This window comes from Streptomyces sp. NPDC006335 (assembly GCF_040612795.1).
Classification (GTDB): Bacteria; Actinomycetota; Actinomycetes; order Streptomycetales; family Streptomycetaceae; genus Streptomyces.
This window is the reverse complement of the sequence record NZ_JBEXQX010000002.1, coordinates 351,352-364,961: the sequence shown is the minus strand read 5'-3', so window position 1 is coordinate 364,961 and position 13,610 is coordinate 351,352. Positions and strand designations below refer to the sequence as shown.

Sequence of the window (13,610 nt, the reverse complement as noted above, 5' to 3'; positions counted from 1 at the left end):
GTTCCCCGCGCCCCTTGAGTGGGTCCGGTGGAGCTTCTTATGGGGCGCGGGGCTGTGCACCCGCACCCGCCCGCCGACCCGCCCCGGCACCCCGTAACGCGCCGATGGGCCCGCCCCGAGCGACGGAGCGAGCCCAATGACGTTCAGCTGGGTGCCGTTCAGCCGGCGAGGATCTCCCGCGCCAGCTTCGCCGTCTCGGTCGGCGTCTTGCCGACCTTGACGCCGGCGGCCTCGAGGGCCTCCTTCTTCGCGGCGGCCGTGCCGGAGGAGCCCGAGACGATGGCGCCGGCGTGGCCCATGGTCTTGCCCTCGGGCGCGGTGAAGCCCGCGACGTAGCCGACGACCGGCTTCTTCACGTTGTCCTTGATGAAGGCCGCGGCCCGCTCCTCGGCGTCGCCGCCGATCTCACCGATCATCACGATCAGGTCGGTGTCGGGGTCGGCCTCGAACGCGGCGAGCGCGTCGATGTGCGTCGTACCGATGACCGGGTCGCCACCGATGCCGACGGCGGACGAGAAGCCGATGTCACGCAGCTCGTACATCATCTGGTACGTCAGCGTGCCGGACTTGGAGACCAGGCCGATGCGGCCCGGCTTGGTGATGTCGCCCGGGATGATGCCGGCGTTGGACTGGCCCGGCGTGATGAGACCGGGGCAGTTCGGGCCGATGATCCGGGTCTTGTTGCCCTTCTCCACGGCGTACGCGTAGAACGCGGCGGAGTCGTGGACCGCGATGCCCTCGGTGATGACGACCGCGAGCGGAATCTCGGCGTCGATGGCCTCGACGACGGCGGCCTTGGCGAAGGCCGGCGGTACGAAGAGGACGGACACGTTCGCGCCCGTCTTCTCGATCGCCTCGGCGACGGTGCCGAAGACCGGGATCTCGTTGCCGTCGATGTCGACGGACGTGCCCGCCTTGCGGGGGTTCACGCCACCGACGATGTTCGTGCCGTCGGCCAGCATGAGCTTGGTGTGCTTCATGCCCGTGGCACCGGTCATGCCCTGGACGATGACCTTGGAGTCCTTGTCGAGGAAGATAGCCATGGCTTGTCTGTCCCTCTTCCCTTACTTCGCAGCCGCGAGCTCGGCGGCCTTGTCGGCCGCGCCGTCCATGGTGTCCACGCGCTGGACCAGCGGGTGGTTGGCGTCGGAGAGGATCTTGCGACCCAGCTCGGCGTTGTTGCCGTCGAGGCGGACGACGAGGGGCTTGGTGACTTCCTCGCCCTTGTCCGCGAGCAGCTGCAGCGCCTGCACGATGCCGTTGGCGACCTCGTCGCAGGCGGTGATGCCGCCGAAGACGTTGACGAAGACGGACTTGACGTCCGGGTCGCCCAGGATGATCTCCAGGCCGTTCGCCATGACGGCGGCGGAGGCGCCACCGCCGATGTCGAGGAAGTTGGCGGGCTTGACGCCACCGTGCGCCTCACCGGCGTACGCGACGACGTCCAGGGTGCTCATGACGAGACCCGCGCCGTTGCCGATGATGCCGACCTCGCCGTCGAGCTTGACGTAGTTGAGGTTCTTCTCCTTGGCGGCGGCCTCCAGCGGGTTCGCGGAGTCCTTGTCCTGGAGAGCCTCGTGCTCCGGCTGACGGAACTCGGCGTTCTCGTCGAGGGAGACCTTGCCGTCGAGGGCGATGACCTCGCCGGAGGCGACCTTGGCCAGCGGGTTGACCTCGACCAGGAGGGCGTCCTCCTTGATGAAGGTGTCCCACAGCTTGACGAGGACGTTCTCGACCTTGTCGGCGACCTCGGCCGGGAAGTTCGCGGCCTCGACGATCTGGCGGGCGACCTCGGGGGTCACACCCACGTTGGCGTCGATCGGCGTCTTGGCGACGGCCTCGGGGCGGGTCTCCGCCACCTCCTCGATCTCCATGCCGCCCTCGACGGACGCGATGGAGAGGAAGGTGCGGTTGGCCCGGTCCAGGAGGAAGGAGACGTAGTACTCCTCCACGATCTCCGGGGCCGTCTCGGCGATCATCACCTTGTGGACCGTGTGGCCCTTGATGTCCATGCCGAGGATGTTGGTGGCGTGCTCCACGGCCTCGTCGGCGGAGGCGGCGAGCTTGACGCCACCCGCCTTGCCACGGCCGCCGACCTTCACCTGGGCCTTGACGACGGACTTGCCACCGAGGCGCTCGGTGGCTGCGCGGGCCGCCTCAGGCGTGTCGATGACTTCACCGGCCAGCACCGGTACATCGTGCTTGGCGAAGAGGTCCCTCGCCTGGTACTCGAACAGGTCCACGCGCTTCCGTCCCTATCAGTGATCTCGCGGTTCGTTGTCTGCGTGGGCGTGCCGCGAGGGCAACGTGACGTCCGACCGCTGTCTGTCACAAGGGAGGCGCACACGGTGTCCGAGCGCGCGGCATGTCCGTCTCGCAGGTTATCGCTGCTTGCGGGAGGCCCCTAAATCGAGGGTCACACCCGAGCGGTGATACCTGTCACATGATGCCGCGCTCACTGGCACGGCGTGCCGCATGTGAGGTCAGGGGGCAGGCCTTCGCGGGCGCATGGAGAAGGGCCTCACCGGGCTGGGGTTGGCCCGGTGAGGCCCCTGGTACAGCCCCTTGTTCACACTCTCCAAGGGGCCTGGGCGGTAGATCCCCACCCCAATGGGGACCTCTCCGCCCCGTCCGTGAGGCTCCGGCGGGACAGGCCGACGGCTTTCGGCCGTCCGGGGTGCGTCGCCTCACGGAGTCGGTGGTGGGTGACGGTCAGGCGCGGTGGTCCTGCACGTAGCCCGGGGTGAGGGACTCGGCCACGCCGTGGACGCCGGTGACGGCGTGCCCGGCGAGCGGCCCCGAGGTGTCCTGGAGGGTCCCGGTCAGATCGCCGGCGAAGGGACCTGCCTGGCCTGCGACGGGGGTCGCCTCTCCGACGACGCCGTACGCGAAGGGCGCGAGGCCGCCCGTGACGCCGTACGCCAGGTCGGTGGCGGGGCCGGTCACGCCGTACGCCAGCGACGCGGCGGTGTCGGCCACCGGCTCCACCGTCCGGGCCACGGTGCCGACGACTGGCCCGACAGCCCCGGCGACGCCCTGCGCGAACACCGGGACCCCATCCGAGACGCCGTACGCCAGGTCGGTGACGTGGCCGGTCACGCCGTACGCGAGCGGCGCGACGTCGGCGACGACTTCGGTCGCGAAGGGCTCGACGTCGGCCGTGACGCCCTGAGTGAGGGCGGTCGCGTCCTTGACGGCCTGCCCGGCGACCGGCACCACGCCGTGCACGGCGGTGTTCACGACCGGCGGCAGCACGGCGTCGGTGGTGTCGTGGGCGACCTGCCCGACGAGACCGGTGGCGTAGGGCGGCACGTCGGCGACGACCCCGTCGACGACCGGGAGCACACCGGCGACCGTGCCGGTGGCGTACCCGGCCACGCCGTCCCGGAGCGCCCCGACTCCGGCGACCGCGCCGCCGACCACCGGGTGCACGCCCTGGACTGTGCCGCCCACGACCGGGGACACGTCCCCGACCACGCCGTACGCCAGCCCCGTCGCCGCGCCCACGGCGTGCCCCGCCGTCCCGGCGACCCCGCCGGCGGCTCCCGTGGCGACCGGCCTCACGCCGGCCACCGTGCCGGTGACGAGCGGGGTCACCCCGCCCACGGTCCGCCCGACGGCGGGCACGACCCCTTCGGCGACCGGCACGACATCCTCCACCGCCTGTGGGGCGACCGGCACCACGCCGTCCACGGTGGCCGTCACGACGGGCGGCACGACCGCGACGACCGTCTGATCGACGATGGACGTGACGATGCCGGGGGCGCCGGCGACGGTGCCGAGGGTCTGCTCGCGGACTCCGTTCACCGTGCCTGTCACGTGGCTCGGGACGGAGGAGACGGTGGCTTCGGCGGCGGCCCCGACGGCGCCGGCCTCGGTCCCGGCCGTGCCGGAGACGTCGGCGGTCCGGCCCTGCGCTCCGGTGAGCGTGGCCTGCGCCGCGCCGGTCGCACCCGTCGCGGCGCGGCCCGCTCCCGCGAGAGTGTGCTCCCGCTCGACCTCCGGTGCGAACGCGGAGAGGGGGCCGAAGAGGTAGTCGACGTCGCGGTCGGGGGTCGTGGGGGTGTTGGGAGCGGTGGCCGTGGCGGGTACGGGGGTGGTCGGCGTGGCGGGTACGGCGATTTCGGCGGCCTTGGCGGCGGCTGCCTGAGCGGCGTTGGCCTTCGCCTCGGCCTGCGCGGCCCGGGCCGCCTTCGCGCCCTGGATGGCCGCGGCGCCCTTCACGGGGCGGGGAGCCTGATCGGTGGTGCCGGCGGTCGCCTTCCGAGCGGTGCCGGTGGTGTCGTGGACGGGGGTGCCGACGCTGGCGGTCTCGGCGGCGGTGGTGGTGACGTCGGAGACGACTCCGTCGATCGTGGCGTCAAGGGTGTCGGTGACGGTGTCGGTCGCCGTGTCCGTCGCCGAGAGGGAGGTCGCCGGGAGTTCGTCCGCGCTGGCCACGGTGGAGCCGAGTGCCCACGCACCGGTGACGCCGGCGGCTATGACGATGGAACGGCGGATGTTCTTGTTCATGAGTGCGTCAGATCCCTGGATCTTGGGGTGCCTGGTGAGGCACGGGGACATCCGGAGCCACAGGGCTCCAGGGGGATCCGTCCGGAGGTACGAAGAGATCTACAGAGAGATCTGGGAGTGTCCGAACGGCTGGGGCAAACCTGTTCCGCCCCTGCGCGGCAGGTCGGCGGGGGAAGGTCTGCCCTAGCCGGGGAATACGGGGATGTCCCGGTGTCTGTCCCGGGTCCCGGCCGCGTCGACGCTCGCGGCGGCACCGGGCACGAGACGCAGCGGCGCACGGTGGTCGGGGGTGATGGCATGCGCGTCGCCGTGTCGCGACGAGCCGTTGTCCACGGCCGACTTGCCGCCCAGGGCTCCGCCCGGGTTGTCGGAGGGCGCCTGGTGCGCGGGGGCGTGGGCGGTGGAGGGAGATGTGGATGTGGTGCGGTGGGTGGAGGACCGCGTGACGGGCTCGGTGACGGTGCCGTGACCGGCGAACCGCGACCCGTGCTCGGCACCGCCGGCTTCGGAGCTCTCGTCACCGGCCGGCTTCCCCTCCGCGTGATCCCGCGGCTGGGGCTGCGGCGCCGAGGTGACCGGCGCGGGTGCGGGCAAGGTCTGCCCCGGCGCCCCGGGCAGGCCCGGAACCGCGGGGGCGCCGGGCACCGTCGGCAGGGTCGGCCACGACGGGGACTCCGGGAACGACGGCAGCGTGGGCCACCCCGGCGGTGCGGGCCACCCCGGCGGAGTGGACCCCGCCGGTATCCCGACCGTCTCGGTCAACCCCGTGGTCACCGTGTCGAGGAGATCACCGACGGGCTGGACCAGGTCACCGACCGGCGGCACGACGCCGTGGGCCACGGTGCCGATGACGTCCTCGGTCAGCGGGCTGTGGACGTCGTCGCCGGCCGGGTGGGTGAGGGTGTCGGTACCGGGTTCGGCGACGACCGGCGCGGGGGCAACCGGGTCGGGTGCGCTGCCCTCTGCGGTGCCGGTGTCCGCGTCCGTGCCCGTGCCCGTGTCCGTCCCGCTTGCTGCGGCCGCGTCCGTGGCCTTCAACTCGGCCGGTGATCGCACCGGCTGACCGACCGCCCTGCCCGGCAATGCCCCGATGCCGTCCGCCGCGTGCGCCTGCTCCCCACAGAGGAAGCCGAGCACGAACAACCCGCTCACCAGCAGCCCCACTTGCAGCGCTCGCCGCCCGACCACCACGCGCAGCACGCGCGCAGCGGCACCGGGAAGGACTGCTGACCAGGTCAAGGGGAGCGGATCCTTCCGTGCGACGGGACGAAGCGAAGCGCAGTGCAAGACGGAATGCGAAACGGAACGGAAGAGAACGGAGGCGAAAGGGAGCCGAGACGAAAGAGAATCGGAAGGGAAGGGTGAAGACTATGGAGAAGCCGATCCTTGCACGGGGTGCCCGAGGTCGCGCAAGTCCCCTGTTACCGATGCGTAGTCATGTCCGTTTTGCTGGTCGAAGCCGCAGGTCACCGGGTCGACAAATCACCAACGGGCGGCCCGGATTCACACCGGCTCCGGTATCGGCAGCGGGCGCTTCTCGATGGCCGCCGCCATCACCTCGGGGAACAGGTCGGGAGTGCAGGCGAACGCCGGCGCGCCCAACGCGGCGAGGGCGGCCGCGTGTTCCCGGTCGTAGGCGGGCGCTCCCTCGTCCGACAGCGCGAGCAGCGTCACGAACTGCACTCCGGACGCCTTCATCGCCGCGACCCGTTTGAGCATCTCGTTGCGTATGCCTCCCTCGTAGAGGTCGCTGATCAGGACCATCACCGTCTCCGCCGGTCGGGTGATCTGCGACTGGCAGTACGCCAGCGCCCGGTTGATGTCCGTGCCGCCACCCAGCTGCGTGCCGAACAGCACGTCCACCGGGTCGTCGAGCTGGTCGCTGAGGTCGACGACCGCGGTGTCGAAGACGACGAGCCGGGTGTCGATCGACCGCATGGACGCCAGTACCGCTCCGAACACGGACGCGTAGACCACGGACGCCGCCATCGACCCCGACTGGTCGATGCACAGGACGACCTCCTTCTTCACCGAACGGGAGGCCCGGCCGTATCCGACCAGCCGCTCCGGCACGATCGTCCGGTACTCCGGCAGGTAGTGCTTGAGGTTGGCCGCGATCGTGCGGTTCCAGTCGATGTCGTGGTGGCGGGGCCGGCTGATGCGGGCGCTGCGGTCGAGGGCACCGGTGAGTGTCGCCCGGGTGCGGGTGGCGAGCCTCTTCTCCAGGTCCTCGACGACCTTGCGCACAACGGTCCGTGCCGTCTCCTTCGTCGTCTCCGGCATCGCCTTGTTGAGCGAGAGCAGCGTGCCGACCAGGTGAACGTCGGCCTCGACGGCCTCCAGCATCTCCGGTTCGAGAAGCAGGGTGGACAGCCCGAGCCGGTCGATGGCGTCCCGTTGCATGACCTGGACGACGGACGAGGGGAAGTACGTCCGGATGTCCCCCAGCCACCGCGCGACGGACGGTGCCGAGGCCCCGAGCCCCGCCGAACGGTCCTTCCCCGCCTGCCCCTTCACGTCCCCCCTGCCGTAGAGCGCGGCCAACGCCCCGTCCATGGCGGCGTCCTGCCCACTGAGCGCGCACCCGGTCCCGTCGGCCGCATCCCCACCCAGCACAAGCCGCCAACGCCGCAGCCGCTCGTCGGTGGGAGACGGGGAAGCGGGGGCGGGGACGGGGGAGCCGGTGTCGGGGCCGGCGCTCGCGGGGACGGGTGCCGTGGCCGTCCCTTCCGCGGCGCCCGTCGGCTGTCCGTCGGCCGGGACGGCACCGGGAACCGCGCCCTGAACCCGCCCCGGGGCCACGGCCGCCCCTCCCCCGGTGCCGGGCGCCTGCCCGTCAGCCGGTTCCCGCAGAGGGTGCGTCGCCTCCCTCAAGGCCAGGGCTGGGGCGCGCACCAGGGCCGGGGTTGGGGCCAGGCTCGCGATCGGAGCCAGGCTCGGGGCCGGAGTCAGGCCCGCCGTACTCGCTGCAGTTCCTTCGGTCGTCAGGTCGCTCGACTCGATCGTCATGCCCGTGCCCCCGTCCGGAACCGGTCCCACAGCGGGACGACAGGCACGCTCGTCATCGAGCCGTGCTTCACCCTGGACCCGGCCCTGTCACCGGGTGTCGTTCCACGCCCGTCCCCGACAGCGGCGGCCGTCCTGCCGGCCCCGCCCCTCGGTGTCCGCGCTCCCTCGGTCATCATCCCGCCACCCCCGCAAGGTCGTTGTCGTCCACGTGCGCCAAGTCGCCGTTGTCGTCGTGGTCGTCGTGGTCGTCGTGGTCGTCGTCCAGGCCGAGCAGCAGCCGCACCACCGGCAGCACGGCGTCGGCCCGGTCGCTGTCGAGGTCGGTTCCGAAACCCGGTGTCCCGGGACCGGCTCCCGCCGCGCTCCCCCGCTGTCCAGGGCCCCGCCGGACCAGTTCGCCCAGGGTCCGGCGCACTCCCGGCTCGTACGCCGAGAACGTGCGCCGCAGCAGTGGCAGCACATCGGTGAACGCCTCCGCCGAGACCCCGGTCAGCCAGGCGTCGACGAGTCCGAGCAGCCGCTCGTCGTGCACGAGAAGCATCCCGCCGCCGGAACCGCCCCCGACGAAACCCTCGATCCACGCGGCCGCGTCCCCAGGCTCCGTCCCCGGCGACAGCACGAGCCCCATGAGCCGCGCCGCCTCGTCCTGCGCCAACTCCCCGTCATCCAGCAGCAGTCGCACAGCCCGCCCTCGAATGACGCCGGGCACGGTGTCCCGCAGGGACAACACCTTGAGTACGGCCTGCCAACGGCCACGGAGCCCGTGGTGAGCCGGAGCCTGGGCGTCGCGATGAGCCGATGCCTGCGCCTGCGCATCGTGGTGGGCCGGAACCGGCTCATCACCCCTGCCGCCCGGACCCGGCCCCGGAACGGCCACCGGAGACTTGCTCGGGTCGCCCTCGCCCTGGCCGGGAGTGACTGGTGCGTCGTCCGGGGCCGCCACCTCGCCCAGCAGGCCCACCGCCCCGTGCACCGCTTCCACATGACGCCGCATCTCCTCCGCCGCCTCCGCGTCGAGCGCGGCACAAGCCGGGGGGAGCCCGACGAAGACCCGCTCGGCCAAGCCCGCGGCGACCTCGGTCAGAGCGCCGGTGTCGGTGCCGCGCACGTCGCCGTAACGCAGGGACCGGACCAGCGCCGGCAGGGCCTGGGCGAGATGGCCGACGTCCGCGTCCAGTGCCGCGCGGTCGGCGAGGATCTGCATCACCGTGGGCAGGGCGTCGGGGAGTTCGGCCAGCAGGCAGTGTTCGGCGAGGGCGGTGACGTCGGCGAGCCCCGGTGCGGAGACGGCGTCCGCCTCCGCCTTGGCCGTCGCGGCGGCGAGCACGGTCGTGCCCCACACCCCCGCCTCGGCGACCCGCACCGCCAGCTCCGGCTCCCACCGCAGTCGCCAGGTCTCGCGGAACGTGCCCGTGCTCCCCCGCGAGGCCACCGGCTCCCCCCACGCCACGCCCAGGAGCCGTAGCCGGTGCAGCAGCCTGCTGCGCCCGGCGTCGTTCTCCTTGCGCAGGTCCAGCTCCAACTCCCGCTCCAGGGCCTCCGGTTTGAGCCGCAGCCGTCGCTGGATCCGGTCGAGGTCCCGCTGCAACGGCACGGCGGGCGCCGCCCGCGGCACCTCCCCCAGGACGTCCCCGACCACAAGACGGTCGTGCACCAGCGCCAGCGGCACGTCCGAGCCCTCGCACATCACCGCCCGCACCGCGTCGGTCGTCTCGCTCAGGCCGGGCAGGGGGCGGCCGCGCATCGCCGCGAGCGTCTCGGCCAGCCGTACGGCCTCGATGACGTGGGCCGAGGACACGATCCGGTCCTCGTCGCGCAGCAGCCCCGCCACCTTGGTCAGCCACCGCTCGACGGGCCGGTCCGGCGCGGCGAACAGGTGCCCGTACCAGCCGGGCGAGTCGATCCCGGCGCCGTATCCGCTGTGCCGCGAGAGCCTGCGGTGGGTCCACGGCACCCAGGTCATGTCCGCCTTGACCTTGGGGAGCCCCTTCAGCAGGGCCTTGTCGGCGGCGACCGTGCTCCTCTGCCGCAGCGCGGGCACGTGCCAGGCCCCGCACACCACGGCCACGTCGTCCCCGAACTCCCGCTGCGCCGCCCGCACCTGGAGCCGCATGTAAGCCTCCCGCACGAGGTCCCGGTCGTGTCCCCCGGTCCCGTACGTCTCCCGCAGCACCCCCATCGCCTCTTCCAGCACGGTGAACGGCTCGAACACGTCACCCTGCCCCGCTCCCCGGTGCTCGACGACGTCCTCCCACCACCGCTCGGGATCGTCGTATCCGGCGGCCTCGGCAAGCACCCCGAGCGGATCGACACGGACCGCCTCGTGAACGGCGGGCTCGTCGCCCGGAGCGGCGCCCCCGTCCCCCGTGGCGGCGTTCTCGTCGGCCGTGGCGGCGTTCTCGTCGACCGGAGCGGAGCGCTCGCCGGACGGGTCGGTGCCCTGCGCGTCGGCGGTCCCGACGTCGCCCGCACCCGACGCCGGGGCGCCCTGCGTGCCCGGTCCTGCGGCGCCACCGGCCGCCGTGCCGCCCGTGCCGCCCGAGCCCTCAACGCCCGTGGCCTCGGACCCGCTCGACTCGGCCCCACTCGACTCGGGCACCCCGGCGGAGGGTTCGCCCGGTAGGCCCGTCGGCGCTTCGCCCGCCTCGTCCCTCCCCCACGCCAGCGTGTGTGTGGCCGGCAGGTCGATGAAACGGGCTGGGACCTCGTGCTCCAGCGCCCAGCGGATCGCCACCCACTCGGGGGAGAACTCGGCCAGCGGCCAGAACGCCGAACGGCCGGGCTCGTCCACGGCATGGGCGAGCAGCGCCACCGGCGGTCGCATGTCCTCCTCGGCGGCCAGCGGGATCAACGCGTCGGCCTCGGGCGGCCCCTCGATCAGTACGACCCGGGGCCGGGCAGTGTCCAACGCCGCCCGCACGGCCCGCGCCGACCCGGGCCCGTGATGCCGCACCCCGAGCAGCAACGGCCCGGAACCGGCCTTCCGGCCGACAGGGACGCCGGCGCCGCCCACACCGCCCTCACTGTCGTGAACACCCACGTCGATCACACCCCCACCCCGCGACACATCTCCCCGAGCCGCTCCCCCGCCTTCCGGCCCACTCACACCGGCCGCCCCCTCGGCCACGCCCCCTGCGGAACCGCTCGCCGCCCCGCCCTCGACCTCACCCGCGCCCGTCACGCCGACCCCCTCCCCTCCGAGGCCACTTGGAGTCGTCCTCATACCGTCCGGTCCCGACGCCGCCGCTCCGCTCGACACCCGTCACGAGCGTCCCCCTTGTCTCCGCCGTCTCCACACCCTCCGCCGGGCCTCGCCGCAACCACCCGCGAGCACCCCGGCCCGACATCCCGCGCGCCCGCTGACGACCGCCCGCCGCCGTCAGGCCGCGCGCACGGTCCGCACCCCGGTTGCCGTCCGTCCGCCCGAGGTCCAGGCCACCGCTCACGCACTCACCTCCCGGCAGGCCCGGTAGAAGTCCTTCCAGCCGTCCCGCTCACGGACGACCGCCTCCAGGTACTCCTGCCAGATGACCCGGTCGGCCGCCGGATCGCGGACGACGGCGCCGAGGATGCCCGCGGCGACGTCCCCGGCCCGCAGGACCCCGTCGCCGAAGTGGGCGGCGAGGGCCAGCCCGTTGGTGACGACGGAGATCGCCTCGGCCGTCGAGAGCGTGCCGCTGGGTGACTTGAGCTTCGTACGGCCGTCGGACGTCACCCCGTCGCGCAGCTCGCGGAAGACCGTTACGACACGGCGGATCTCGGCGATGCCGTCGGGCGCGGCCGGCAGGTCGAGGGCGCGGCCGATCTGGTCGACGCGGCGCGAGACGATGTCGACCTCGGCCTGGACGCTCTCCGGCAGCGGCAGCACGACCGTGTTGAAACGGCGGCGCAGGGCGCTGGAGAGGTCGTTGACCCCGCGGTCGCGGTCGTTGGCCGTGGCGATGAGGTTGAAGCCGCGGACCGCCTGCACCTCCGAGCCCAGCTCCGGTATCGGCAGCGTCTTCTCGGACAGGATCGTGATCAGCGTGTCCTGCACATCGGCCGGGATACGGGTCAGCTCCTCCACCCGCGCCGTCATCCCCTCCGCCATGGCCCGCATCACCGGGCTGGGCACGAGGGCGTCCCGGCTCGGACCGTTGGCGAGCAGTTGGGCGTAGTTCCAGCCGTACCGGATCGCCTCCTCCGGCGTGCCCGCCGTGCCCTGCACGAGCAGCGTCGAGTCACCGCTGACGGCGGCGGCGAGGTGCTCGGACACCCACGTCTTGGCGGTGCCGGGCACGCCCAGCAGGAGCAGGGCGCGGTCGGTGGCGAGGGTGGTGACGGCGACCTCGACGAGGCGCCGCGGACCCACGTACTTCGGGGTGATCACCGTGCCGTCCGGCAGGGTGCCGCCGAGGAGGTACGTCGCCACCGCCCACGGCGACAGCTTCCACCGGGCCGGGCGCGGACGGTCGTCCTGCGCGGCCAGCGCGGCGAGCTCGCCGGCGAACGCCTCCTCGGCATGCGGCCGCAACGCCTCGGCCGGTTCTCCCTGCTTCGGTTCCACGGTCGTCGGTCCAACAGACACAGTCATGGCTGAGGCCCCCTCCAGCTCGGCCGGTTCGGATCTGTCACCAACCGTGCACCACGCCACTGACAATGCGATCCGACCTGCGGAAACGCGCTCCGGGAGCCCGGAGCGGCAGTCGGCCCGGGGTCGATTGTCAGTGGGGGGATCTACCTTCGAGGACATGACTCAGCAGGGGGTGCGCTGGACGGCGGATCAGGTGCTGGCACTGGCTCCTGACGCCGCCTCACGCAAAGCGGGAAGCAAACTCGGGGCGGCCGGGCCGTGGTCCGAGGCGGGCAGTTCCGAGGAGGGGACGGTGTGGGGGCTGTGCAAGGGCAGTGGCAGCAAGCCGTATCAGACGGTCATCGACATCGCGGACGCCGCGGGTCCTGCGTACAAGTGCAGTTGTCCGAGCCGCAAGTTCCCGTGCAAGCACGCGCTCGGGCTGCTTTTGCTCTGGGCGGGTGGGGAGGGAGCGGTGCCGCCGGGCCGGGCACCGGACTGGGCGGAGCAGTGGATAGAGGGGAGAAGGCAGCGCGCGCCGGAGAAGCAGACGGCGGGCGCGGCCGGTTCCGCTGCCGGGTCCGGTGATCCGGAGGCGGCCCGGCGCAGGGCGGAGCGTCGGGCCGCGCGGATCACGGCGGGGGCGACGGAGCTGGAGCAGCGGCTGGCGGACCTCTTGCGCGGCGGCCTGGCGGGGGCGGAACAGGCGGGATACGGCATGTGGGAGGAGACGGCCGCCCGTATGGTCGACGCCCAGGCACCGGGACTCGCCGGGCGGGTGCGGGAGTTGGGGGCGATCCCGTCGTCCGGTCCGGGCTGGCCGGTGCGGCTGCTGGAGGAGTGTGCCCTCCTCCACCTCCTCGACCAGGGCTGGCTGCGCCGCGAGCGGCTGCCGGACGGCCTCGCGTCGACGGTCCGTTCGCGGATCGGCCTGCCCGCCTCGGCGGACGGCCCGGCGATACGGGACCGCTGGCTGGTCCTCGCGCAGTACGACACGGCGGACGCCCGTCTGACGACCCGCCGGATCTGGCTGCACGGCACGGACTCGGGCCGCACGGCACTGCTCCTTTCCTACGGTGCCGCCGGCCGCGCTCCCGAACTGGCGCTGCCGGTGGGGCTGGAGCTGGAGGCGGAGGTGTCCGCCTATCCCGGTACCGGTCAGTCGCGGGCAGCACTCGGCGAGCGGTTCGCGCCGCCCGCGCCCTCGGCGACCCGACCGCCAGGGCTGACGACCGAGCAGGCGGCCGCCCGCTACGGCGAGGCGCTGCGGGACGACCCGTGGCTCGACTCCGTGCCCGTGACCCTGGACCGGGTGATACCGGCCCCGGACGGGGACTCCTGGCAACTGGCCGACGCCGAGGGCGACTGGGCCCTGCCGCTGACCGCCTCCGCCGGCTCCCGTCCGGGCCTGTGGCGGCTGGTCGCGCTGGCGGGCGGGGCCCCGGTGAAGGTCTTCGGCGAGTGCGGCCACCGTGGCTTCACCCCGCTGACGGCGTGGCCGGAGGGCCCGGGCGAGGCGGTGCCCCTGTGCTGAACG

Annotated in this window: 8 protein-coding genes; 1 reads left to right on the top strand and 7 read right to left on the bottom strand. The window is 73.1% G+C overall.

Translation table 11 applies throughout. The annotated features are described in order from the left end of the window. Positions 1-158 precede the first annotated feature (158 nt). The 7 genes from sucD to ABZ098_RS07570 all read right to left on the bottom strand — a co-directional run bounded on the left by sucD (position 159) and on the right by ABZ098_RS07570 (position 12,094). Complete coding sequence (gene sucD, locus ABZ098_RS07600) at positions 159-1,043, bottom strand: succinate--CoA ligase subunit alpha (RefSeq protein WP_356588231.1); 885 nt, start codon at positions 1,041-1,043, stop codon at positions 159-161. A 21-nt stretch (positions 1,044-1,064) separates the two neighbouring features. Then, a complete protein-coding gene (sucC, locus tag ABZ098_RS07595; RefSeq protein ID WP_356588229.1) occupies positions 1,065-2,243 on the bottom strand; it encodes an ADP-forming succinate--CoA ligase subunit beta in 1,179 nt (392 codons plus the stop codon). A gap of 469 nt (positions 2,244-2,712) precedes the next feature. Beyond that, complete coding sequence (locus ABZ098_RS07590; protein ID WP_356588228.1) at positions 2,713-4,512, bottom strand: hypothetical protein; 1,800 nt, start codon at positions 4,510-4,512, stop codon at positions 2,713-2,715. Between the two features lie 183 nt (positions 4,513-4,695). Continuing rightward, the gene (locus tag ABZ098_RS07585; RefSeq protein WP_356588226.1) at positions 4,696-5,751 is read right to left on the bottom strand and encodes a hypothetical protein; all 1,056 of its coding nucleotides are present in this window, start codon (positions 5,749-5,751) and stop codon (positions 4,696-4,698) included. Positions 5,752-6,015: 264 nt separating this feature from the next. Next, positions 6,016-7,146 carry a VWA domain-containing protein gene (locus tag ABZ098_RS07580; protein WP_356589339.1) on the bottom strand — a complete coding sequence of 377 codons (1,131 nt, stop codon included), beginning with the start codon at positions 7,144-7,146 and terminating at the stop codon, positions 6,016-6,018. Between the two features lie 547 nt (positions 7,147-7,693). Beyond that, on the bottom strand, positions 7,694-10,534 hold the full coding sequence (locus ABZ098_RS07575; RefSeq protein ID WP_356589337.1) for a DUF5682 family protein: 2,841 nt from the start codon (positions 10,532-10,534) through the stop codon (positions 7,694-7,696). Positions 10,535-10,963: 429 nt separating this feature from the next. Then, on the bottom strand, positions 10,964-12,094 hold the full coding sequence (locus tag ABZ098_RS07570) for an AAA family ATPase (RefSeq protein ID WP_356588224.1): 1,131 nt from the start codon (positions 12,092-12,094) through the stop codon (positions 10,964-10,966). Between the two features lie 157 nt (positions 12,095-12,251). On the opposite strand from ABZ098_RS07570, the gene ABZ098_RS07565 reads away from it, so the two are divergent. After that, positions 12,252-13,607 (top strand): SWIM zinc finger family protein, encoded by a 1,356-nt coding sequence (locus tag ABZ098_RS07565; RefSeq protein WP_356588222.1) that lies wholly within the window; start codon positions 12,252-12,254, stop codon positions 13,605-13,607. The last annotated feature ends 3 nt before the right edge of the window (positions 13,608-13,610 follow it).

What these genes read in the sequence shown, in the direction of transcription:
- ABZ098_RS07590 (WP_356588228.1), bottom strand. Translation starts at nt 4,512, where the DNA reads ATGAACAAGAACATCCGCCGTTCCATCGTCATAGCCGCCGGCGTCACC.
- ABZ098_RS07565 (WP_356588222.1), top strand. Translation starts at nt 12,252, where the DNA reads ATGACTCAGCAGGGGGTGCGCTGGACGGCGGATCAGGTGCTGGCACTG.
- ABZ098_RS07570 (WP_356588224.1), bottom strand. Translation starts at nt 12,094, where the DNA reads ATGACTGTGTCTGTTGGACCGACGACCGTGGAACCGAAGCAGGGAGAA.
- sucD (WP_356588231.1), bottom strand. Translation starts at nt 1,043, where the DNA reads ATGGCTATCTTCCTCGACAAGGACTCCAAGGTCATCGTCCAGGGCATG.